General features: G+C 69.5%; 20 protein-coding genes. 11 read left to right on the top strand and 9 right to left on the bottom strand.

All coding sequences use genetic code 11. The annotated features are described in order from the left end of the window. Positions 1 to 31 precede the first annotated feature (31 nt). Genes O6P37_RS16755 through O6P37_RS16745 form a run of 3 tightly spaced genes read left to right on the top strand, consistent with a single transcriptional unit; the run spans position 32 to position 2,537 of the window. Positions 32 to 1,087, top strand: coding sequence for a phosphotransferase (locus tag O6P37_RS16755; protein ID WP_269895138.1), 1,056 nt, complete (start codon positions 32 to 34; stop codon positions 1,085 to 1,087). Beyond that, positions 1,084 to 1,458 carry a nuclear transport factor 2 family protein gene (locus O6P37_RS16750; RefSeq protein WP_264012049.1) on the top strand — a complete coding sequence of 125 codons (375 nt, stop codon included), beginning with the start codon at positions 1,084 to 1,086 and terminating at the stop codon, positions 1,456 to 1,458. The genes O6P37_RS16755 and O6P37_RS16750 overlap by 4 nt, the downstream gene beginning before the upstream one ends. Next, entirely contained in the window at positions 1,455 to 2,537 is a 1,083-nt protein-coding gene (locus O6P37_RS16745) for a TIGR03857 family LLM class F420-dependent oxidoreductase (protein WP_269895137.1), read from the top strand. Before O6P37_RS16750 ends, O6P37_RS16745 begins: the two co-directional genes overlap by 4 nt. Positions 2,538 to 2,592: 55 nt before the next feature. On the opposite strand, the gene O6P37_RS16740 is transcribed toward O6P37_RS16745, so the two are convergent. After that, positions 2,593 to 4,089 (bottom strand): acyl-CoA carboxylase subunit beta, encoded by a 1,497-nt coding sequence (locus tag O6P37_RS16740; RefSeq protein ID WP_269895136.1) that lies wholly within the window; start codon positions 4,087 to 4,089, stop codon positions 2,593 to 2,595. Positions 4,090 to 4,175: 86 nt separating this feature from the next. On the opposite strand from O6P37_RS16740, the gene O6P37_RS16735 reads away from it, so the two are divergent. Together O6P37_RS16735 and O6P37_RS16730 are read left to right on the top strand one after the other, a co-directional pair. Beyond that, positions 4,176 to 5,234 carry an LLM class F420-dependent oxidoreductase gene (locus O6P37_RS16735; protein WP_269895135.1) on the top strand — a complete coding sequence of 353 codons (1,059 nt, stop codon included), beginning with the start codon at positions 4,176 to 4,178 and terminating at the stop codon, positions 5,232 to 5,234. Continuing rightward, entirely contained in the window at positions 5,231 to 6,466 is a 1,236-nt protein-coding gene (locus O6P37_RS16730; protein ID WP_269895134.1) for a cytochrome P450, read from the top strand. Before O6P37_RS16735 ends, O6P37_RS16730 begins: the two co-directional genes overlap by 4 nt. 9 nt (positions 6,467 to 6,475) lie before the next feature. Here the strand turns inward: O6P37_RS16730 and O6P37_RS16725 are convergent, their stop codons facing one another. Genes O6P37_RS16725 through O6P37_RS16705 form a run of 5 tightly spaced genes read right to left on the bottom strand, consistent with a single transcriptional unit; the run spans position 6,476 to position 13,470 of the window. Beyond that, positions 6,476 to 7,759 carry an amidohydrolase family protein gene (locus O6P37_RS16725; protein WP_269895133.1) on the bottom strand — a complete coding sequence of 428 codons (1,284 nt, stop codon included), beginning with the start codon at positions 7,757 to 7,759 and terminating at the stop codon, positions 6,476 to 6,478. A 55-nt stretch (positions 7,760 to 7,814) separates the two neighbouring features. Beyond that, on the bottom strand, positions 7,815 to 8,018 hold the full coding sequence (locus O6P37_RS16720; protein WP_269895132.1) for a YbdD/YjiX family protein: 204 nt from the start codon (positions 8,016 to 8,018) through the stop codon (positions 7,815 to 7,817). Beyond that, the gene (locus tag O6P37_RS16715; RefSeq protein WP_269895131.1) at positions 7,952 to 10,258 is read right to left on the bottom strand and encodes a carbon starvation CstA family protein; all 2,307 of its coding nucleotides are present in this window, start codon (positions 10,256 to 10,258) and stop codon (positions 7,952 to 7,954) included. Before O6P37_RS16715 ends, O6P37_RS16720 begins: the two co-directional genes overlap by 67 nt. 56 nt (positions 10,259 to 10,314) lie before the next feature. Next, a complete protein-coding gene (locus O6P37_RS16710) occupies positions 10,315 to 11,850 on the bottom strand; it encodes an ATP-dependent DNA ligase (protein WP_269895130.1) in 1,536 nt (511 codons plus the stop codon). 54 nt (positions 11,851 to 11,904) lie between these two features. Then, positions 11,905 to 13,470, bottom strand: a complete 1,566-nt coding sequence (locus O6P37_RS16705) for a molybdopterin-dependent oxidoreductase (protein WP_269895129.1) — start codon at positions 13,468 to 13,470, stop codon at positions 11,905 to 11,907. A 111-nt stretch (positions 13,471 to 13,581) separates the two neighbouring features. Between O6P37_RS16705 and O6P37_RS16700 the strand changes: the two genes are divergently transcribed. From O6P37_RS16700 to O6P37_RS16690, 3 genes are all read left to right on the top strand, one after another. Next, positions 13,582 to 14,349 (top strand): SDR family NAD(P)-dependent oxidoreductase, encoded by a 768-nt coding sequence (locus O6P37_RS16700; RefSeq protein ID WP_269895128.1) that lies wholly within the window; start codon positions 13,582 to 13,584, stop codon positions 14,347 to 14,349. 109 nt (positions 14,350 to 14,458) lie between these two features. Beyond that, positions 14,459 to 15,811 carry a neutral zinc metallopeptidase gene (locus O6P37_RS16695; protein ID WP_269895127.1) on the top strand — a complete coding sequence of 451 codons (1,353 nt, stop codon included), beginning with the start codon at positions 14,459 to 14,461 and terminating at the stop codon, positions 15,809 to 15,811. A gap of 51 nt (positions 15,812 to 15,862) precedes the next feature. After that, positions 15,863 to 16,939: a phosphotransferase family protein gene (locus O6P37_RS16690; RefSeq protein ID WP_269895126.1), complete on the top strand. Its 1,077-nt coding sequence runs from the start codon at positions 15,863 to 15,865 to the stop codon at positions 16,937 to 16,939. Here O6P37_RS16690 and O6P37_RS16685 read toward each other — a convergent pair. Then, a complete protein-coding gene (locus tag O6P37_RS16685; protein WP_269895125.1) occupies positions 16,930 to 17,688 on the bottom strand; it encodes a sulfite exporter TauE/SafE family protein in 759 nt (252 codons plus the stop codon). The two genes, O6P37_RS16690 and O6P37_RS16685, sit on opposite strands and share 10 nt — an antisense overlap. A 250-nt stretch (positions 17,689 to 17,938) precedes the next feature. On the opposite strand from O6P37_RS16685, the gene O6P37_RS16680 reads away from it, so the two are divergent. Continuing rightward, positions 17,939 to 18,475 carry a 2-isopropylmalate synthase gene (locus O6P37_RS16680; protein ID WP_269895124.1) on the top strand — a complete coding sequence of 179 codons (537 nt, stop codon included), beginning with the start codon at positions 17,939 to 17,941 and terminating at the stop codon, positions 18,473 to 18,475. A 38-nt stretch (positions 18,476 to 18,513) separates the two neighbouring features. Here the strand turns inward: O6P37_RS16680 and O6P37_RS16675 are convergent, their stop codons facing one another. Beyond that, positions 18,514 to 19,998, bottom strand: a complete 1,485-nt coding sequence (locus O6P37_RS16675; RefSeq protein ID WP_264012031.1) for a cytochrome P450 — start codon at positions 19,996 to 19,998, stop codon at positions 18,514 to 18,516. 118 nt (positions 19,999 to 20,116) lie between these two features. On the opposite strand from O6P37_RS16675, the gene O6P37_RS16670 reads away from it, so the two are divergent. Both O6P37_RS16670 and O6P37_RS16665 read left to right on the top strand, forming a co-directional pair. Then, positions 20,117 to 20,746 carry a TetR/AcrR family transcriptional regulator gene (locus tag O6P37_RS16670; protein WP_269895123.1) on the top strand — a complete coding sequence of 210 codons (630 nt, stop codon included), beginning with the start codon at positions 20,117 to 20,119 and terminating at the stop codon, positions 20,744 to 20,746. Positions 20,747 to 20,762: 16 nt separating this feature from the next. Then, entirely contained in the window at positions 20,763 to 21,629 is an 867-nt protein-coding gene (locus tag O6P37_RS16665) for an SDR family oxidoreductase (protein ID WP_269895122.1), read from the top strand. Here O6P37_RS16665 and O6P37_RS16660 read toward each other — a convergent pair. Then, positions 21,626 to 22,813, bottom strand: a complete 1,188-nt coding sequence (locus tag O6P37_RS16660; protein ID WP_269895121.1) for an AAA family ATPase — start codon at positions 22,811 to 22,813, stop codon at positions 21,626 to 21,628. The two genes, O6P37_RS16665 and O6P37_RS16660, sit on opposite strands and share 4 nt — an antisense overlap. Positions 22,814 to 22,818 lie beyond the last annotated feature (5 nt).

Raw genomic sequence — 22,818 nt, 5'->3', positions numbered from 1 at the left:
CATCGTCAACTACCTCGCCGGGGAGGCCCGCGTGACATCAGCGGCCCCGGCCATCCCGTCGGGCATCGACGGCGTCACCGCGGGCTGGCTGAGTGATGCGCTCGGCGCGCAGGTCGACGGTGTCCGAAGCGAGCAGATCGCCCTCGACAGCGGCTTCTCCTCGCTGCTCTACCGGCTGCACCTGACGGGCGATGCCGTACCGGCCACCGTGATCGCGAAGCTGCCCGCGCAGTCGGAGGCCCGCGGCGCGATGGAGCTGCTCGGCGGGTACCGGCGCGAGCTGGCGTTCTACCGCGCAGTGGCCGGCCGTGCCCCGATCGAGACGCCGCACGTGTACGCCGCCCGGATCGCCGACAACGGCGTCGACTTCGTGCTGCTGCTCGAGGATCTCGCCGACTGGGACAACGCCGACCACCTGGCCGGGCTGTCGATGCACCGGGCCCGACTGTGCGTCGCTCAGCTCGCCGGGCTGCACGCCTGGTCGGCCGATCCGGCGAACGCTTCGGCGCTGCAGCCGTTTCCGAGCCTGGACACCCCGATCGCACGCGACCTGCTGCTGCCCGCCTTCGCGCCGGGCTGGCAGATCTACCGTGCCCACACCGAGGCGACGGTGCCCGCAGCGGTGGCGGCGTTCGCCGAACGGTTCGCCGAGCGGGCAGTCGCGGCGCTGCCGGCACTGACCGAGCGGGACACGTTGCTGCACGGCGACATCAGGGCCGACAACCTGTTCTTCGACGGGGACCGCATGAAGGTGGTCGACTTCCAGTTCGCGTCGCGGGGCTGCGGCGCCGCAGACATCGCCTACCTCGTCACCCAGGGTCTGCCCGCCGGCGTGCGGCAAGGACACGACGAGGCGCTGCTGCGCGAGTACCTCGAGCGTCTCGACGGCCACGGCGTCGGCGGCTACGGCTTCGACGAGGCCTGGCGGCACTACCGGATGGCTGCGGTGTACCTGATGCTGCTGCCCGTCATCACCCTCAACGGCTGGGACGCGCTGCCCGAGCGGTCCCGCCGCCTCTGCCTCACACTCACCGACCGGGCGGTCGCGGCGATCTGCGACATCGACGCACTGGAGGCGTTCGGGTGACCCGCACCGCGCGTGAGGTCGTCGAGCTCTACAACCTGGTGGTGTGGAACGAGCGCGACTTCGCCCTCGCGGAGGAACTGATGGGAGACACCGTGACGCGGCACGAAGTGGGCGAGGCGACGGTGCTCACCCACGAGCAGGCCGTCGCACGCATCGTCGACCACTGGGCGATGTTCGACACCATCCGGTTCGAGCTCGACCTGGTGGTCGCAGGCGACGACGGCGAGCACGTGGCGATCGTGTACCAGTCGCCGATGAGGTTGAAGGACGGCACCGAGACCACCGTCGGCAGCATGGAGATCTTCCGGGTGGTCGACGGCCGGATCACCGAGGTGTGGAACTGCGGCTACAAGCAAGGGGTTTGGGCATGACACATTCGGCGGGCAGCAGCGAAGCGACCCGGGGAAGTGCGGAGACATTGGACGAGCTGGGCTACTACCTGCTGGCCGGCGCCGGAGGTGAGGGGCCGGCCACGCTGATGGACGAGGCCCGCCGGGGCGAGCAGCTGGGCTTCGGCACGGGCTTCATCTCCGAGCGGTGGAACGTCAAGGAGGCGTCGTCGCTGACCGGCGCCGCGCTCGCGGTCACCGAGCGGATGCAGATCGCCACCGCGGCAACCAATCACAACACCCGCCACCCGCTGATCACCGGATCGTGGGCGACGACCATGCACCGGCTGTCCGGCGGACGGTTCACCCTCGGCCTTGGCCGGGGGATCGCGGCGATGTACAACGCGTTCGGCGTGCCCGCGGTGACCACCGCGCAGATGGAGGACTTCGCGCAGGTGATGCGCAAGCTGTGGCACGGCGAGGTGGTGTTCAACCACGACGGGCCCCTCGGCAAGTACCAGGTGCTGTTCCTCGACCCGGACTTCAGGGAGGACATCCGGCTGGCGATCGTGGCGTTCGGCCCGCAGACCCTCGCACTCGGCGGCCGCGAGTTCGACGACGTCATCCTGCACACCTACTTCACCCCCGAGACGCTGCAGCGGGCCGTCAGGACGGTCAAGGAGGCGGCCGAGCAAGCGGGCCGCGACCCGAACAGTGTGCGCGTGTGGTCGTGCTTCGCCACCGTCGGTGACCACCTGCCCGAGGACCTGCGGCTGAAGAAGACCGTCGCCCGGCTGGCCACCTACCTGCAGGGCTACGGCGACCTGCTCGTGAAGACGAACAACTGGGATCCCGCGGTGCTGCAACGCTTCCGCGACGATGCGGTGGTGCAGTCGATCCCCGGCGGCATCGACCACAAGGCCGGCCCCGAGCAGATCGAGCACATCGCCGGCCTGATACCCGAGGAGTGGCTCGAACCGTCGGCCACCGGGTCGGCGCAGCAGTGCGTCGCCCGGGTGCGCAAGGAGTTCGAGTACGGCGCCGACGCGGTGATCCTGCACGGCGCCACGCCCGATGAACTGGAGCCGATCGTCACCGAGTACCGCGCCTCCAGATCGTGATTTCGGCGCGGTGACGTTCGCTGACCGAACGAAAGCGCGCCGAAATCGCTGATGGCTAGGGGGTGATGACGGTACGGCTCACCGGTTCCGCGACGGCCTGCCTGCTGAAGACGCCGCGCTGCAGCGTCGCCAGCAGTGCGTCTCGGGTCTCCTCCGGTGAGATGAGCTCGTCGAAGCCGAGGTGGCCCGCCGACCGGTAGGACGCCTCGAGTTCCATCTGTTTGAGCACCTCGGTGTAGTCCTCGCCGGCGTTCGTCGCCTTGCTCAGCGCGGCGGCGCCCATCGCCCCCATGGTGGCGCCCGGGTAGGCGAACGTCGCCACCTGGTCGTCGAACCCGAGCAGTGACATCACCATCGAGCCGAAGCCGAACGCCTTGCGCAGCGTCACATGGAGTTTCAGCGTGGTGGCGGAGGTCTGCGCGGCGAACATCCGCGCACCGCTGCGCAGCACGCCCCTGCGCTCGGACCGGCTGCCCGGCAGCATCCCCGGGTTGTCGGCGAGGAACACGATCGGCAGGTGGAACGCGTCGGCGACCGCGATGAAGTGCGCGGCCTTGTCCGCGGCGTCCGCGTCGATCGAGCCGGCCAGCACCTCCGGCTGGTTCGCGACGACCGCGACCGGATACCCGCCGAGATGGGCCAGCGCGCAGATGACGGCGCGGCCGAACGTCGGCTGTACCTCGAACCAGTCGGGCCGGTCGAAGATCACGTCGAGCACCGCGCGCATGTCGTAGATGTGCCGGTTGTCCCGCGAGACGATGTCGCAGATCTCCGGCGTCGGCCGCGGGCCCGCGGTGTCGTCGGCGAGCCGGGTCGGCGGATACGACCATGCGCTGGACGGGAAGTAGGACAGGTAGCGGCGGATGTCGTCGAGCACCGTCTCGTCGTCCTCGGCGTGGTTGTGGATCACCCCGCTGGCGAGTGCGACGCCCGGCCCGCCGAGGTCCTCCTTCGAGATGTCCTCGCCGGTGGACTCTTTCACCACCGGCGGACCCGCGGTGAAGATCGCGCCGTGGCTGCTCATGATGGTGAAGTCACACACCGGGGCCACCAGTGCGCCATGCCCGGCAGAGGGACCCAGCACCGCCGACACGGTGGGGACCTTGCCCGAGCACTTCGCCTGGGCGATGAGATCGGTGGGCGTGCGGCCGTAGTGCTCACCGCTGGGCCGGAAGCCGGCGCCCTCGAGCAGCATGACCAGTGGGATCTTGTTGCGCAGCGCCAATTCCGCCAGCCGGTAGCGCTTGGAGTTGCCGCCCGGTCCGATGCTGCCCGCCAGTGTGGTGAAGTCCTCGGCGCCGACCATCACCGGAACGCCGTCGATCCGGCCCGCGCCCGCGATCAGCCCGTCCGCGGCGACGTCGCCTCCGACCAGGGTGCCGAACTCCTGGAACGAGCCATCATCGAGGAGGCGGTCGAGCCGGGCCCTGGCGTCGAGCTTGCCCTTGGCGTGGTGTCTGGCCACCCGCTCCGGTCCACCCATGCCGAACGCGCGCTCGCGGCGACGGTCGAGGTCGGCGAGCGTTTCCTTCCAGTCCTGCGCGTGGTCCATTCGAGAGCTCCTGACGTCGAAGGGCATCGTCGCACCGGCGTGGTCACGTTGACCATACTGAATTGCTTACTGTAGCTTCTGCGGGTATGGGTGGAGGCGGTGCTGCCGGCCCCCCGATCGGCCGTCTCGCGATCGACCGGGGCATCCCCAGCGACCTGACGCGGGTCCGGGGAGTCGCCGAGGGGTTGGAGCGGCAGGGCTTCGACGGGTGCTGGACCGGTGAGATCTCCCACGACCCTTTCCTGCCACTGCTGCTCGCCGCAGAACACACCACGCGGCTGCAGATCGGCACCAGCATCGCGGTGGCCTTCGCGCGCAGCCCGATGACCGTCGCCAACGTGGCGTGGGATCTGCAGGCGTACTCCCGCGGTCGGTTCATCCTCGGCCTCGGCACGCAGATCAAGCCGCACATCGAGAAGCGGTTCAGCATGCCGTGGAGCCGGCCGGTTTCGCGCATGCGGGAATTCGTGCAGGCGCTGCGGGCGATCTGGGCGTGCTGGCACGACGGCACCCGGCTGTCGTTCGACGGCGAGTTCTACACCCACCGGCTGATGACGCCGATGTTCACCCCTGAGCCGCATCCGCACGGCACGCCACCGGTGTTCGTCGCCGCGGTCGGCGAGGCGATGACCGAGATGTGCGGAGAGGTGGCCGACGGCCTGCTGGCGCATGCGTTCACCACCAAGCGCTACCTCGACGACGTCACGCTGCCCGCGCTGGAGCGCGGGCTCGCCACGGCCGGGCGCACCCGCGCCGACGTCGCGGTCTCGTGCCCGGTGTTCGTCGTGACCGGCGAGACCGAGGAAGGCTTCGCCGCCGCGGCCGCCGCCACCCGCAAGCAGATCGCCTTCTACGCCTCCACGCCGGCCTACCGCAATGTGCTCGACCTGCACGGCTGGGGTGAGCTGCAGACCGACCTGCACCGGCTGTCCAAGCAGGGCGAATGGGATGGGATGGCCGCGCTGATCGACGACGACGTGCTCGGCGCGTTCGCCGTGGTGGCGCCGCTCGACGAGGTCGCCGCGGCGCTTCGGCGCCGGTGTTCGGGGGCGATCGACCGTGTGCTGCCGGGTTTCCCGTCGACGGTGCCGGACAACACCGTCGCCGCCGTACTCGAGGAACTGCGTCACGAAGGAGCCCGATGAGCACACCGATCATGGACGAGGCCGCCAGGGTCTTCGCCGACCCGAAGTCCTACACCGACGAGTCGACACTCCATGCCGCGCTTGCCCATCTGCGGGCGAACGCGCCGGTGTCGTGGGTCGACGTGCCGGGCTACCGGCCGTTCTGGGCGATCACCAAGCACGCCGACGTGATGGCCGTCGAGCGCGCCAACACCGTCTTCACCAACGCGCCGCGGCCGGTGCTGATGACCGCGGAGTCAGACGAACTGCAGGCCGGCGTCGGGGTCAGCACCCTGATCCACATGGACGATCCCCGGCACCGGGTGGTGCGGGCGATCGGCGCCGACTGGTTCCGTCCGAAAGCCATGCGCGCGCTCAAGATCCGGGTCGACGAACTCGCGAAGACCTACGTCGACAAGATGGCCGCGATCGGCCCCGAATGCGACTTCGTGCAGCAGGTGGCGGTGAACTACCCGCTGTACGTGATCATGTCGCTGCTCGGCGTGCCGGAGTCCGACTTCCCGCTGATGCTCAAGCTCACCCAGGAACTGTTCGGCAGCGACGACGACGAGTTCAAGCGCGGCGCCGACCAGCAGGAGCAGATGTCGGCACTGCTGGAGATGTTCCAGTACTTCACCGCGCTCACCGCCGCGCGCCGCGAGCACCCGACCGACGACCTCGCCTCGGCGATCGCCAACGCGCGCATCGACGGTGAACCGCTGTCCGACATCGACACCGTGTCCTACTACGCGATCATCGCCGCCGCCGGCCACGACACCACCAGCGCCACCATCTCGGGCGGCATGCTGGCCCTGCTGGAGAATCCCGAGCAGTGCGACCGGTTGCGGGCCGATCCCGGTCTGATGCCGACGGCCACCGAGGAGATGATCCGCTGGGTCACGCCGGTGAAGGCCTTCATGCGGACCGCGCAGGAGGACACGCAGGTGCGCGGCGTGCCGATCGCGGCGGGGGAGTCACTGCTGCTGTCCTACCCGTCGGCCAACCGCGACGAGGACGCCTTCGCCGACCCGTTCCGCTTCGACGTCGGGCGCGACCCGAACAAGCACGTCGCCTTCGGCTATGGCGTGCACTTCTGCCTGGGCGCCGCGCTGGCCCGGATGGAGGTCAACAGCTTCTTCTCCCAGCTGATCCCGCGGCTCGAGTCGATCGAACCGGCGGGGAAGGCCCAGCACGTCGCGACGGTGTTCGTCGGCGGCCTCAAGCACCTGCCGATCCGGTACACGCTGCGCTGAGCCAGCGCCCTACTCGCCGGAGTTGCCGCGCGCCGCCGCGTGCAGAGCGTCTGCGCGACTGCCCTTCTCGTGATGGCTCAGCGCCTGTATCGACACGTCGTGGCCCTCGGCCGCCCGGCGCAGCGCCCCGACGGTGGCCTGTTCGCGCGGGATGTGGGCGAACGGGTCGAAGGAGTACCAGCGCATCGCGTTCTCGTGGGTCATCTTGTTGATGTCACCCTCGGACACGCTGTGCTCGGTGAGCACCTCCCACAGTTCCTCCGGGGCGCCCGGCCACATGGAGTCGCTGTGCGGATAGTCGGCCTCCCAGCAGATGTTGTCGATGCCGATCCGGTGGCGGAGCTGCACGCCGACGGGGTCGCTGATGAAGCAGGTGAGGAAGTGGTCGCGGAACACCTCGCTGGGCACCTTGCCGCCGAAATCCTGCTTGGTCCAGGTGGAGTGCATCTCGTAGGTGCGGTCCACCCGTTCGAGGAAGTAAGGGATCCACCCGGTACCGCCTTCGGACAGCGCGATCTTGAGGTCGGGGTACTCCTTGACCGGCCGTGACCACAGCAGGTCCGCGGCGGCCTGCACGATGTTCATCGGCTGCAGGGTGATCATCACGTCCATCGGCGCGTCGGGCGCGGTGATGGCCAGTTTGCCCGACGAACCGATGTGCACGTTGAGCACCGTGTCGGTGTCGCACAGCGCTTTCCACAGCGGATTCCAGTACTCGTTGTGGAAGCTCGGGTAGCCCATCGCGGCGGGGTTCTCCGTGAAGGTCAGTGCGTGCACACCCTTCTCGCTGACGCGGCGCACCTCCTGGGCGCACAGTTCGGCGTCCCAGATCACCGGGATCGCCATCGGAATGAAGCGCGCAGGGTAGGCGCCGCACCACTCGTCGATGTGCCAATCGTTGTAGGCCTGCACCAGCGCCAGCGAGAACTCGGAGTCCTCGGTGGCGAACAGCCGCCCGGCGAATCCCGGGAACGACGGGAAGCAGATCGAGCCGAGGATGCCGCCGGCGTTCATGTCCTTGACGCGTTCGTCGACCTGCCAGCAGCCCGGCCGGATCTCGTCGAGGCCCTGCGGTTCGAGGCCGTACTCCTCCTTCGGCCTGCCCGCGACCGCGTTGAGGGCGACATTGGGGATCACGATGTCGCGGAACTGCCACGTGTCCGAGCCGTCGGCGTTGTGCACCAGTCGCGGCGCCTCGTCGGCGTACTTCTTCGGCAGATGGTTGGCGAACATGTCCGGCGGTTCCACGATGTGGTCGTCGACGCTGATCAGGATCATGTCGTCCTTGTTCACGAGGACGCTCCTTCGACTAGGTGGCCTTACCGTACGGCTTACAGTTTAGCGCCAGTCAGCAGCAGCGGGCGCCCGGATTCGCATCCGCGGCGGCGTGCCGCAGGCGCCAGTACTCCCGTTCCGAGGGCACCGGCTCGCCCGGGTGGAGCCGCCTGCGGTGTTCGACGTACCGCCGGTAGTGGTTGTCGCCCATCAGTGTGGCGCAGTACCAACGGATCTGACGCGCGAGTTCTGCAGATCTTCTGGCAGCTCGTCCCATTGCTTGGCCACCTCCTTCTCGGCCTTGGTCGCAACCATGCCCGACGGGGCGAACAGTCGCGACGGCACCGGGTCGTCCTCCGTCAGTGGGCTGCCGGTGCCCCTGACGGCCCGCAGCGCCATCACCACCCCCGCGGCGAACACGATGACCACCAGCACCGCGAACACGATCGACAGGGTGCCCTGGATGAACGTGTTGCGGATGACGGCGTCGAGCTGACCCGCGTCCTTCGCCGCATTGAACGCCGTCTTGCCCGCCTCCTTGGCCTCGCGGTACTGGAAGTGCTGCGTCCAGTACCCCACCTTCGGATCACCGGAGAAGATCTTCTGCCAGGACGCCGTCATGGTGACCACCAGGTCCCACAGCAGCGGGATCCCAGGTATCCACGCCCATTTCAGCAGCCCGCGTTTGATGACCACCACGGTGACCACCGTGAGCGCGATGGCGGCGAGCAACTGGTTCGCGATGCCGAACAGCGGGAACAACGTGTTGATGCCGCCGAGCGGATCGGTGACGCCCATCAGCAGGATGCTGCCCCACGCGGCGACGACGATGATGCTGCAGATCCATGCCCCGACGCGCCAACTCGGGTTCTGCAGCCTCTTCAGCGGTCCGCCGAGATTGCCCAGCGCGTCCGACAGCATGAACCGCGCCACCCGGGTGCCCGCGTCGACCGTGGTGAGGATGAACAAAGCCTCGAACATGATCGCGAAGTGATACCAGAAGGCCTTGAGGCTCTCGCCGCCGAAAACCTGGAGCACTTCGGACATGCCGAACGCCAGCGTCGGCGCGCCACCGGTGCGCGACACGATCGACTCCTCGCCGACGCCCTTGGCGGCGGCGTCGAGTTCGGCGCCGGTGATGGGAGCGTCCGACAGTCCGAGGCTGTTGACGTAGTCCGCCGCGGTCTGGGCGGTGCCACCGGTGGACGCCGCAGGCGCGTTCATCGCGAAGTACAGGTGCTGGTTGAGGATCGCCGCGGTGATCAGCGCCATGATCGCGACGAACGACTCGGTCAGCATGCCGCCGTAGCCGATCAGCCGCATCTGGCTTTCCTTCTCCAGCAGCTTCGGTGTGGTGCCGGAGGAGATCAGCGAGTGGAAGCCCGACAGCGCGCCGCAGGCGATCGTGATGAACAGGAACGGGAACAGCGACCCGGCGAACACGGGCCCGGTGCCGCTGGCGGCGAACGACGAGATCGCCGGGGCCTCCATGATCGGGCGCGCCAGCAGGATGCCGATCGCCAGCAGGACGATGGTGCCGACCTTCATGAACGTCGAGAGGTAGTCGCGCGGGGCCAGCAGCAGCCAGACCGGCAGCACCGATGCGGCCAGCCCGTAGATGATGATGCACCACGACAGCGTCACCTTCGACAGCGTGAACCAGTCGGTGCCCCAAGCGGTCTCGGCCACCCAGCCGCCGGACGCCACCGCCAGCAGCAGCAGTGCGACGCCGATCAGCGACACCTCCGACACCCGGCCGGGTCGCAGATACCGCAGATAGACACCCATGAACAGCGCGATCGGGATCGTCATCGCGATGGAGAACACGCCCCAGGGGCTCTCCGCCAGCGCGCCGACCACGACCAGCGCCAGCACCGCCAGCAGGATGACCATGATGACCAGCACGCCGACGATCGCGGCGACGCCGCCCACGGTGCCGAGTTCGTCACGGGCCATCTGGCCCAGCGAGCGGCCCCGGCGACGCACCGAGATCGACAGCACCAGATAGTCCTGCACACAGCCGGCGAAGACGGCGCCGATGATGATCCAGATGGTGCCCGGCAGGTAGCCCATCTGCATCGCCAGCACCGGCCCCACCAGCGGGCCCGCGCCGGCGATCGCGGCGAAGTGGTGCCCGAACAGCACCCGCCGGTCGGTCGGCATGTAGTCGGTGCCGTTCTCGAAAACCTCGGCAGGCGTGGCGTTCTCGTCCTTGGGCTGGACGATCTTCATCTCGATCAGCCGGGCGTAGAACCGGAAACCGATGACGTAGGTGCAGATCGCGGCGATGACGAACCAGACGGCGTTGACCGTCTCACCCCGGAAGAAGGCGATGACCGCCCAGGCGACCGCCCCGATCACGGCGATGACGCCGAAGATGGTGCGGTGCTTGGCGGTGATGGGGGAGCGGTCGACGACCGCCACCGGCGGTAGGTCCTTGTCCGTCCGGACGTAGGTGATGTGGCCGTCTGTCGTCTGCTCCGCAGAAGGAGCCGCGGGCGCGGGGGTTGAAGCCATGGGCCGATCTTTCCACCGGTGCCCGGCCGATTGGGTGGATTCGTTCGGTCGGCTCGTCAGCGCTCGTAGAAGGCGCGCACCGTGTCGACGGTGTCGGCCTCGGCCGGAGCCTTGTCGTCCCGGTAGCGCAACACCCGCGCGAAGCGCAGCGCCATCCCGCCGGGGTAGCGGCTCGACCCCTGCACTCCGTCGAACGCGATCTCGACCACCTGTTCGGGCCGCACCCTGACCACGTAGCCATCGGTGGGTCCGTCCGCCAGGTCGAGGAAGCGCGCGGTCTGCCAGTCGAGCATCGCGTCGGTCATGCCCTTGAATGTCTTGCCCAGCATGACGAATCCGCCGGTAGCCGGATCACGGGCGCCGAGATGGATGTTGGAGAGCTTGCCGGTGCGCCGTCCCGAACCCCACTCCACGGCGAGCACCACCAGATCCAGGGTGTGCACCGGCTTGACCTTGAGCCAGCCCGCGCCGCGCCTGCCCGCTTCGTACGGCGCCGTCGGCGATTTCGCCATCACGCCCTCGTGCCCCGCCGCCAGCGTCGCGTCGAGGAACCGCTGCGCCGCCGCGGAGTCGGTCGTGTGCAGCCGGTCGACGCGCTGCGCGGCGGGCACCAGCACGTCGAGCCGGGCCAGCCGCTCGGCGGTCGGCAGGTCCAGCAGGTCGTCACCGTCGACGTGCAGCAGGTCGAAGAAGAAGACCGACAGCGGCTGGCCCTCGGCGTCGCGACCGCCGCGGCGTCCGAACCGCGACGCCGTCACCTGGAAGCGGTCCGGCCGCCCGTCGGATCGCAGGGCGATCGCCTCGCCGTCGGCGATCAGCGTTCGGACCGGCAGCGCCCGGGCGGCCGCCACCACCTCGGGCAGTCGGTCGGTGACGTCGTCGAGGCTGCGGGTGTAGATCGAGACGTCGTCGCCGTCGCGGTGGATCTGCACCCGGGCGCCGTCGAGCTTGGCTTCGAGCACCGCCTCGCCGCCGAGCCGGTCGAGGGCATCGGCGACGCCGGTCGCGGTCTGCGCGAGCATCGGCCCCACCGGCCGGCCCACCGTGAGCGTGAACTGGTCGAGGGCCGCGTCGTCGCCGGTCAGCGCCGCGGCCGCCACCGCCGGCAGGTCGCCTGCGAGCATGGCGGCCCGCCGCACCGCAGGCGCCGGGATCCCCGCCGCCTTGGCGACGGCGTCGGCCATCACGCCGGCCAGGGCGCCCTGGCGCAGTTCGCCCGACAGCAGCCGGCGCAGGAAGGTCTGCTCGACGTCGGTGGCGGCGGCGAACAGGGCGGCGAGCAGTCCGGCCCGGCGCTGCTGTGATCCCTTGCCGGCCACCGCGCCGATCTCCGACAGCGTCGCGTCGACGCCGCCGACGGTCAGCGACGGCTCCTCGGCAGGCGCGGGCAGCGAGCGCAACGCCGCCCAGCCCACCCCGATCTGGCGTTGCGGCAGCTCGCCGGACAGCCACGACACCACCACCGCGACGAGCCGGGCGTCGCGCTCCTCGGCGGCGCGGGCGAGCAGTTCGGCGATCCGCGCGATCTTGGCCAGCCGCGCCGACGTGGCGCCCACATCGGCGGAGGCGGTGGCGACGTCGACCAGGTGCACGGGTCCAGCGTGGCACGCGGGTCGGACACGCGGCGGGCACCCGCCGCGAGACGGTTATCTGACCGCGAAGATGATCGACTGCCAGCCCGACGCGCCGTCGGGAACCGGATCGGCGCGCTCCTCGGTCTGCACCGCCCCGGTGTTGTCGGTGGCGCGCACGGAGATCGTGTGCAGGCCGGTCTGCTCGGCCCGCCAGTCGATGCTCCAGAGCCGCCACGTCTCGTTGGAGTAGCTCGCGCCCAGCGTCGCGGGGCGCCAGTCACCCTTGCCGCCGGGCGGGTCGATGCGCACCTCGACGGCGCGCACCCCGCGGTTCTGCGCCCAAGCCACACCGCCGAAGGTCGCCGGTCCCAGCGCGACGTCCTGCCCGGTGCGCGGCACGTCGATGCGCGACTGCGTCTTGATCGGACCGCGCGCCGACCAGCCCAGCTTCGTCCAGTAGGCCTCGGCACGGTCGAAGCGGGTCAACTCGATGTCGACCACCCACTTGGTCGCGGACACATAGCCGTACAGCCCGGGCACCACGAGGCGCGCCGGGTAGCCGTGCTCGGTGGGCAGCGGCTCGCCGTTCATGCCGACCGCCAGCAGCGCGTCGCGGTCGTCGGTGAACGCCTCAACGGGCGTGCCCGCGGTGAACCCGTCGACCGACGTGGACAGCACCATGTCGGCGTCGGGATGCACGCCCGCGTCGGCCAGTAGATCGCGGACCCGGTAGCCGGTCCACTTGGCGGTGGAGATGAGGTCCCCGCCCACCGGGTTGGACACACACGCCAGCGTGATGATGTCCTCGACGGCCTCGAACCGGTCCAGATCCTCGAAGGTGTAGGTGATTTCGCGGTCGACCATGCCGTGGATGCGCAACTTCCAGTCGGCCCGGCTCAGCTGCGGCACCGTCAGGGCGGTGTCGATGCGGTAGAAGTCGGCGTTCGAGGTGATGAACGGCGCCACGTCGACGTTCGCCGGCTGCACCGCCGCCGGCACCTCGGGTGCGGTCCGCCCGACCCGTGGCAGCGCGAAGTTCTGCCGGTCGCCGGACACCGACGAGGTCAGCCGGGACAGCACCGCGCCCGCCACCCCGCTGGCCGCGCCCACCGCCAGGAACCCGACGCCGAAGAGGGTGAGCCTGCGGCCCCGGTCGGCGGGGTCTCCTTCGGTGCCCGCGGATTCGGCGCCGTCGTCGGGCGCGTCCTTGATGCGGCCGGACGTCAGCAGCCGCAGCACCGCGATTCCGCACACCGCACCGATCACCGTCGGCAGCACGTCGATTGCCGACGACCCCGGCCGCGAGAGCACCGCCGCAGCGCCGAGCACACCGGCCGCGGCGATCGCCAGGCTGCCGATGGGCATGCGCCGCGACTCGAAGCGCGCGCTGATCGCGGCGATCACCAGGATGACCGCCACCACGAGAACGGTGAGCACGAGTTTGTCCGCAGTGCCGAAGGTGGCGATGGCCCATTCCTTGACCGGGCCCGGGGTCCGGTCGATGACGGTGGACCCGACCGCGGTGCGCGCATCGGCGGCCGGACCGAACGGCACGGCGACGAGCTCGGCGACGCCGAGCGCCACCGCGGCGGCGGCGATCCCGCACAGCGCCCAAGGGCCTCGCGGCGGTACGGCCATGTCTGCCAAGGTACTGCCGGGGAAACCCCAGGTCGGACCCGAAACGCTTACCGAAGGGTGACGTCGGCTAGGTTGCTTTACAGTTCAACCCCGATGTGGAAAGGAAGCTAGATGGAGATCGAGGGCAAGAAGGCCATCGTGGTCGGCGGGGCCTCCGGCTTCGGCCGGGCGACCGCCGAGCTGTTGGCCAAGCGCGGCGCGAGCGTTGCCGTGCTGGACCGTCCGCAGTCCAAGGGCAAGGAAGTGGCCGACTCGATCGGCGGTTCGTTCCACGAGGTGGACGTCACCGACTTCGACGGCACGGAGAAGGTGATCGAGCAGGTGGTCGCCGACCTCGGCGGACTGCACATCGCGGTGACCACCGCGGGCGGCGGCATCGGCGAGCGCACCATCAAGAAGGACGGTCCGCACAGCCTGGACTCGTTCCGCGCCAGCGTCGACCTCAACCTCATCGGCACTTTCAACATCAGCCGGCTCTCGGCGTGGCACATGAGCAAGAACGAGCCCGTCGACGACGAGAAGGAAGAGCGCGGCGTCATCATCAACACCGCCTCCATCGCCGCGTTCGAGGGACAGATCGGGCAGGTCGCCTACACCGCGTCGAAGGCCGCGATCGCCGGCATGTGCCTGACCATGGCCCGCGACCTGGGCAGCCTGGGCATCCGGGTGCTCGCCATCGCCCCAAGCCTGTTCGCCACCGGGCTGACCGAAGGAATCCCCGACGAGTTCGCCAGTCAGCTGACCAAGGACGCCGCCTTCCCCAAGCGCCTCGGCCGGCCCGACGAGTACGCCAAACTCGCCGCGGCGATCGTGGAGAACGCGATGCTCAACGGCCAGTGCCTGCGACTGGACGCCGGTCAGCGCTTCGCCCCCAAGTGACCTCGTGATCTCGGTGTCGTCGGTTGCGCTCGCCGCGACCGGCGACACCGAGATCGCATAGGGCTTTGCTTTCCAGCTGAATTCCAATCGGCGCCGCTACCGTTTGCCCATGCGCATCAGAGTGTGGTCGACGGCGGCGGCCGTCGTGGTGCTCCTCGCGGGCTGTGCCGGTCCGGATCCGGAGGTCCCGGGTTCGTCGAAGGCGGCGGCGCCCGACGCCAGTGATGTCGAGATCGTCGGCGACCCGTCCGACCCGGTGAACAGAATCGCCATGCAGGCGATCGCCGATCTGCAGGACTACTGGGGCAAGCAGTACCCCGACCTCTACGGCGCCGAGTACGAACCCCTGGCGGGCGGGATGTATGCAGTCAATCCCTCCAGCGACGACGCGCCGCCGTGCACCACCAGTGCCGAGGAGGTGGCAGGCAACGCGTTCTACTGTCCCAGCAAGGATGTGGTGGCGTGGGACGCCGAGGGGTTGCTGCCGGGATTGCGGGAGAACTTCGGCGACTTCGCGATCCCGGTGGTGATGGCTCACGAATGGGCGCATGCGATCCAGGCGCGGTCGAACTTCACCGCGCGCGCGGTGACCCGGGAACTGCAGGCCGACTGCATGGCAGGCGCATGGGCCCGGCATGCCAAGGACGACGGCGTGTTCGACGTCTCGAGCGCCGACCTCGACACCGCGCTCGCGGGCATCCTCGAACTGCGTGACACCCCGGGCACGTCGAAGATCGACCCCAACGCCCACGGCAGCGGGTTCGACCGGGTGGGCGCCTTCCAGGACGGCTTCGACAAAGGGCTGGAGCGCTGCAAGGTGTACCGCGACGACGATCCACTGGTGCTCGAATTGCCGTTCAACGACGTGATGGACGCGGCGAGTGGCGGTGACGCCCCGTACGACTCGATCGTCAACGGCGTGCCCTATGACCTGGAGGACTTCTGGAGCCGGGCGTACCCCGAGGTGACCGGCGAGCCGTGGTCGCCGCTGGCCGGCCTGCAGCCCTTCAGCCCCGACGAACCGCCGATGTGCGGTGACCAGTCGGCCGAGGGCTTCGCGCTGTTCTATTGTGTGCCAGACGATTACATCGGATGGGACAACGAGGCCTTCATGCCCCGGATCTACCAGCAGGGCGGCGACTACGCGGTGGCCTCGCTGCTGGCCACCCAGTACGGACTCGCGGCGCTGACCCGGCTGGGCGACCAGTCCGACGAGAAGACCTCGACTTTGCGCGCGGACTGCCTGGCCGGGGCGTACACCGCGAGTGTGATCCTCTACAACCGCGCGGACACCAGCACCTACCGCATCTCACCCGGTGACCTCGACGAGGCGATCAAGGCCCTGCTGGTGTTCCGCGGCGACGCCGACGTGGAGCGTCAGGGTGCGGGCTTCGCCCGGGTCCGGGCGTTCCGGGAGGGCGTGATCAACGGCGTCGCGCCCTGTCTGGAGTACCAGGCCTGATCGTCGGGGGAGCCGGCGACGCCGTGTCGCGCGGCTGAGACGATGTCTCCCATGCCCGACGACGCGCTGTCCCTGCCCACGCTGAGCGACGAGGCGCAGGCCGCCCTCGCGCGCTGGCTGGCCCGCGAGGGCCTCGGCTCGACCGTCACCGACGTCGAACCGCTGACCGGTGGTTCGCAGAACATCGTGGTGCGGCTGCGGGTGGACGGGCGAGCCATGGTGCTGCGCCGCCCGCCCCTGCATCCCAGACCGACCAGCGACAAGACGATGCTGCGTGAGATCGCGGTGCTGCGCACATTGGCCGGGACGACGGTGCCGCATCCCGGATTCATCGCCGGCTGTGAGGATCTCGACGTCCTGGGGGTGGTGTTCTACCTGATGGAAGAGGTCGACGGCTTCAACCCGGGCAACGAGATGACCGACGCCTACGTCCGCGACGCCGGCATGCGCCACGAGGTCGGGCTGTCGTATGCCGCGAGCCTGGCCCGGCTGGGCAACGTCGCCTGGGAGGGCAGCCCGCTGGCCGCCATCAAACGCCCGGGATCCTTTCTGGAACGCCAGGTTCCGCAGTTCCTGCGGCTGCTGGAGAGCTACCGCCACGACGACTACGCACCCGAGTCGTTCCCGGCCGTCACGTCCCTGGCGCAGTGGCTGACCGACAACCGGCCCCCGGACCGCGAACCCGGCATCATGCACGGCGACGCGCATCTGAACAACGTGCTGCTGCGGCGCGACCGTCCCGAACTCGCCGCGTTCATCGACTGGGAGATGTGCACCGTCGGCGACCCGCTGCTCGACCTCGGGTGGATGCTGATCTGCTGGCCGCTCGATCCCAACCCCATCGACGCCGGTTCGCAGCTCGCCGCGCTCGGCGGGATCGCGAGCCGGCGCGAACTGCTCGAGGCGTACCTGGACGCCGGCGGTCGCGAGACATCGCGGCTGAACTGGTATCTGGCGATGGCGTGTTTCAAGCTCGGCATCGTCATCGAGGGCACGTGGTCGCGCTACCTGGCCGGGCAGGCCAGTCCGGAGGCGGGGGAGCGGCTGCACGCGTCGGCGCAGAATCTCGTCGACCTCGGAAGCCGGGTCGCGAGCGGCGACAACCCGTTCGGCCTGTCTCAGGTGTAGGCGTCGACGCCGAGCTTGACGGCAAGGGCGATACCGCCGAGCCCGACGGCCACCCGCAGCGGACCGGCGGGTGCGTGGCGGACGACGATCGGGCCCAGTCGCGATCCCACCAGGCAACCGAAGCCCAGCGTCACCACCGCCGGCCAGTGCACCGGCGCAAGGAAGACGAACAGAACGGCCGCGGTGGCGTTGGACGCGCCGAGGATGACGTTCTTGTCCGCGCTGGCGTGCGGCATCGTCTCACCGGCGGCGAGCATCAGCGCCAGCAACAGCACGCCGGCGGCCGCGCCGAAGTACCCGCCGTAGATGCAGATCAGAAAGACCGCCCCGGCCTGGGCGATCCTCGCCGCGCGGCCGCGCGGCTCGTCCTCGCCGGTGGTGCGGCCCCGGCGGCGCGGGATGAGGATCGCCACGGCGGCGAAGCCGATCAGCGCGGGCACCACCTTCTCGAAGCCCTCCGCCGGTGTGGACAGCAGCAGCACCGCGCCCACCGCACCGCCGAGGATGGCGCCGGGCACGATGCGTTTGATGGCGTCGCCGCGGCCCTTCAGCTCCGGACGCGAGCCCAAGATCGACCCGACCCCGTTGAACACCACGGCGACGGTGTTGGTGACGTTGGCGGTCACCGGCGGCAGGCCCACCAGGAGCAGCGCCGGGTAGGTCGCCACCGACGCCAGGCCGGCGATGCTGCCCGTGAGCCCGCCGGCGACACCCGCCACGACCAGGAAGACGCCCTCGTGCCAGGTCACCGGCACCACACTAGGGTCCGCGGCCGTGCCCGGACCGCCACCGACGGTGTGGTCTTCGGCACCCCGCACGGGGCCGTCGGCGGGGGCGCCGAAAGTGTTTGCGTCGCGGCGTGGGGACGTCTACAGTCGCGGTCGTGCCAAGGCGACTCGTAGTAGCAACCCGCAGCGGGGTCTGATCTCGACCGACCCCTCGCTGTGGGTCGTTGCTACATCGTCGGTCACTTCCTCGAACCAGAGATGACCGGCACACATGTTCACTACTTCGGCAAGTTCATCCGCGATACACACCGCAATCAGCGCCGCGCCCCAGAACCGGGCGGGTGCCACTGCTGCGCCGTTCGCGGCCGGCGTCCACGCCCCGGTTCCCCGTGGCCTGCGCAAGGAGGCCGACGCGTTGTCCTGGAACGAATTCCTCGCCGAGTACGCCCCGCACTCCGGCCCGTTGCGGCTGGGCCACTGGGCGTGCACCGATGCCGACCGGCCCGCCACGCGACTGGGCCCGCAGGCCCGTAACTACCAGGCCACCCTGGCCGTCGGGGACCGGATCGACACGTCGTCCGCCGCCGCGTCGGGACCGGTGGCCGCACTGACCGCGATGCTGCACGACCGCGGTTTCCCGGTGGAACTGGTGGCCTTCCACCAGATGCCGGCCGACCAGGGCATCGCGACATTCCTGCGCGGCTCCGACGGCACGCGCACGGAGTGGGCGATGGGCCTCTCCGACGACGCCACCCAGTCGGCGTTGCGCGCGGTGATCGCGTGTGCGAACCGGCTGCTGGCGGCGTGAGCGGCTAGGGGCGGTTCAGCGCCCACGCCGCGACGGCGTCAGTGCAGCGGCCGAAGGACGATGCGCATGCCGTCCTTGGGCACCGGCATACCGCCGTAGTCCCACTCCGTCGTGTACTCGGGGTGCGGCAGTTCCAGCCGGTACTTGCGCAGCAGCCGGTGCAGGATCGTCTTGACCTCGAGCTGGCCGAACGTCATGCCGATGCACTTGTGCGCGCCGCCGCCGAACGGGCTGAACGCGTAGCGGTGCTTCTTGTGCTCGTTGCGCGGCTCGGTGAACCGCAGCGGGTCGAACTTCATCGGTTCGGGGTAGAGCTCCTCGAGCCGGTGGTTCATGCCGGGGTAGGCGATGACGTTGGTGCCCTTCGGCAGGTAGTAGCCGAGCAGTTCGGTGTCGCGCACGGTCTGGCGCATCGCCCACTGGACGGGCGTGACCAGGCGGATCGACTCGTTCATCACCAGGTCGAGCGACTCGAGCTTGTCCAGCGACTCGATGTCGACGGGGCCGTCGCCCAGCCGGTCGGACTCGTCGCGGCAGCGCTCCTGCCACTCGGGGTTCTTGGCCAGGTGGTAGATCATCGTGGTGGCGGTCGAGGTGGACGTGTCGTGCGCGGCCATCATCAGGAAGATCATGTGGTTGACGATGTCGGCGTCGGAGAACTTGTTGCCGTCCTCGTCCTCGGTCTGACACAGCACGGTCAGCAGGTCGGAGCCCTCATGGCCGCGCCGCTCGCGGACCCGCTCCTCGAAGTAGTTCTCCAGCAGCTTGCGGGCCTGCATGCCGCGCCACCAGGTGAACGGCGCGACCGGCTTGCGGATGATGGCGTTGCCGGCCCGCGTGGTGGTGGTGAACGCCTTGTTGACCTTGGTCACCAACTCCTTGTCGGTGCCCGGCTCGTGGCCCATGAACACCATCGAGGCGATGTCGAGGGTCAGTTCCTTCATGGCCGGATACATCAGGAAGCGCGCGTCGTTGGCCACCCAGTCCTTGGCGATCACCTGCGACACGACCCGGTCGACCTGCTCGGTGTAGCCGACCAGGCGGGTGCGTACGAACGCCTCCTGCATGATCCGGCGGTGGAACATGTGCTCCTCGAAGTCGAGCAGCATCAGGCCGCGGTGGAAGAACGGCCCGATCACCGGCACCCAGCCCTGCTGGGAGAAGTCCTTGTTGCGGTTGGAGTAGACCGCCTGCGCGGCGTCGGGTCCCAGCGCGGTGACCGCGGGCAGCGCGGGGGAGTCGGCGTAGTACAGCGGGCCGTACTTGCGGTAGATGTGCAGCAGGTAGTCGGGGCCGCCGCGGAACATCTCGACCATGTGGCCAAGCACCGGCAGGCCGGCGTCGCCGATCACCGGCTTGAGGTCGCTGCCCGCAGGCGGCGTGGACATCGGCTTCTGCGGGAACTCGGTCTGCAGCAACCTGCGCTCGAGCGCGCCGAGCCCGGGGAAGTTGTTGATCGACGGTGTCAATCGACGCTTCGCCTGGTCGAGCAGGTAATCCGTCGTGTTGATCGTCGCCGTCATGTCATGCTCCTCACGCACAGAAACTGTGGCCGCTGTCACTCCCGATCATCATCCTGCTGGGCGCAGTTGACGCCTGTCAAGTTTGGTTCTGGCCTGCTGCGTGCAAAGGTCTAGAGACATGACCGCCGAAACGGAACCGGCGCCGCGGCGCAGCCGTGGCGACCGGCAGCGCGACGCGATCGTCGTCGCCGTCCGGGAACTGCTCGAGGAGAGATCGTTCGCCGATCTGTCCGTCAGCACCATCAGCGAGCGGGCCGGTGTCGCCCGGTCGGGCTTCTACTTCTACTTCGACTCGAAGTACGCGGTGCTGGCGGTGATCGTCGCCGACGCGATGGCCGAACTCGACAAGCTCACCCACGATTTCGCGCCGAGGGAGGCCGGGGAGTCACCGGCGGAGTTCGCCAAGCGCATGGTCGGTTACGCGGCCGCGGTGTTCGCCAGCAACGATCCGATCATGCGGGCGTGCACGCTGGCGCGGAACACCGACGCACAGATCCGCGAGATCATGAACGACTTCGAGGATGGCGTGATCGACAAGATCGTCGGCCTCGTCCGGTCGGACGGCGGTGCCCGCCCGATCACCGACGACCTCCCTGCCCTGGTCCGCACGCTGACCGCCACCACGGCACTGACGTTGTCGCACGACAGCGGGTTCGTCGGCCGCGGTACCGACCCGGCGCGCGGCGTCGACGTCGTGATCCGGTTGTGGCTCAACGCGCTCTGGGGCGGAACCGCCGATCTGGGCTGACGGTAGGGTCACCGCCATGGCGCGAAGCAGTGGTTTCGACGGCAGGCGTTGTCTGATCACCGGGGCCGCCAGCGGCATCGGCCGGGCCACCGCACTGCGGCTGGCCGCCGACGGCGCCGAACTCTTCCTCACCGACCGCGACGAGGCGGGTCTGGAGACCACGGTCGCCGACGCCAGGGCGCTCGGCGCCAGCGTGCCCGCGCACCGGGCACTCGACATCTCCGACTACGACGCGGTCGCCGCGTTCGCCCGCGACGTCCATGCCGATCACCCGGCGATGGACGTGGTGATGAACATCGCCGGGGTGTCGGCGTGGGGCACCGTCGACCGGCTCACCCACCAGCACTGGAAATCGATGGTCGACATCAACCTGATGGGTCCGATCCACGTCATCGAGACCTTCGTGCCGCCGATGGTGGCGGCCCGCCGCGGCGGGCACCTGGTCAACGTCTCGTCGGCCGCCGGACTGGTCGCGCTGCCGTGGCACGCCGCCTACAGCGCCAGCAAGTACGGGCTGCGCGGACTGTCGGAGGTGCTGCGCTTCGATCTCGCCCGGCACCGCATCGGGGTGTCGGTGGTGGTGCCGGGTGCGGTGAAGACGCCGCTGGTGCAGACGGTGCAGATCGCCGGCGTCGACCGCGACCACCCGAACGTGGCCCGCTGGACCGGCCGGTTCGCCGGGCATGCGGTCTCGCCCGAACACGTCGCCGACCGGATCCTGCGCGGCGTGCGGCGCAACCGCTATCTGATCTACACCTCACCGGACATCCGGGCGCTCTACATGTTCAAGCGCACCATGTGGTGGCCGTACAGCGTGGCGATGCGTCAGGTGAACGTGCTCTTCAGCCGGGCGTTGCGGCCGGGCCTGCTGCCGCGGGACTAGCGACCGCCCCAGTGCCACGGCGGCGTGTCGAGCATGCTGAGGCCCTCGACGCGGGTCTCCCCGAAGTCCTTGTGCAGGCGGATCTCCGTCGCGGGGGCGCCGGCATCGGCGTCGGCGACGGGCACCGCCTCCAGCACGTCGAGCACGGCCCCCGAGTGGGTGACCACCACGACCTGGGTCTTGTCGGCGGCTGTGCGGATCAGCCGGGCCAGCGGGCGAACCAGGTCCGGGTGCAGCGAGGTCTCCGGTTCGTTGAGCACCATCAGGGACGGTGGCTGCGGGCTGAGCAGAGCGGCTGCCCACAACAGGAATCGCAGTGTGCCGTCCGACAATTCGGCAGAGCGTAGCGGCCGCAGCATGCCGCGCTGGTGGAGTTGGAGGTCGAACAAGCCGTCGGTGACCGCCACCGAGACCGTCGAGCCGTCGAACGCGTCGCCGACCGCCCGCTGCAGGTCGTCGAACCCGCCCTCGATGATGGTCTGCACCGCGGCGGCGACGTCGCTGCCGTCGTCGGACAGCACCGGGGTGCGGGTGCCGACCTGCGGGCGGCGGGCGGCGGAGCCGGCGTCGACCCGGAATCCGTCGTAGAACCGCCAGTTGCGCAACCGATCGCGGACGGCGGCGAGTTCCGGGTGGGCGCCGGGGTGGGCGTATTCGGCCAGCAGGCTGCGGTAGGGCGGCAGGGACCGGGACAGTTCGTCGAAGCCGCGGCCCGATTCCGATGCGGCCTCGGCGTAGTCGCGGGTGCGTCTGACCAGTGTGGAGGCATCCCGTGCGACGGCGCCGGCGAACACGGCCTCGCGTTTGATCTCGGGGTCGCGCCCGAACTGCGACCTGTGGCCGGGGTCCTGGGGCAGTCCGAGATCCACCAGATAGCCGAAATCATCTGCCGCATAGCCGAGTTCGAGGGAGACCGGCCCGGTTCGCACGGTTCCTTCTACGCGGCCGGTGCGGCGAGCGCCACCGAGTTGCTCGGGCCCGGCCCAGAGCGCCGACTGCAGGCCGCCCTCGCGGGCCAGCGAGCCGATCACCTCGCCACGGCCGCAGTCGGCGAGCAGGCGCAGCGCCCGGTAGAGCGACGACTTGCCAGTGCCGTTGGCGCCGGTGACGACGGTCAGCGCGGAGAGCGGGAGGACGACATCGCGCAGCGACCGGTATCCGCGCACAGCGACCGTCGTCAGCATGGTGT

Source organism: Mycobacterium hippophais (genome assembly GCF_027529605.1).
Taxonomy (GTDB): Bacteria; Actinomycetota; Actinomycetes; order Mycobacteriales; family Mycobacteriaceae; genus Mycobacterium; species Mycobacterium arseniciresistens.
The sequence above is the reverse complement of the archived record's forward strand: the minus strand, read 5'-3'. Positions and strand labels throughout refer to the sequence as shown.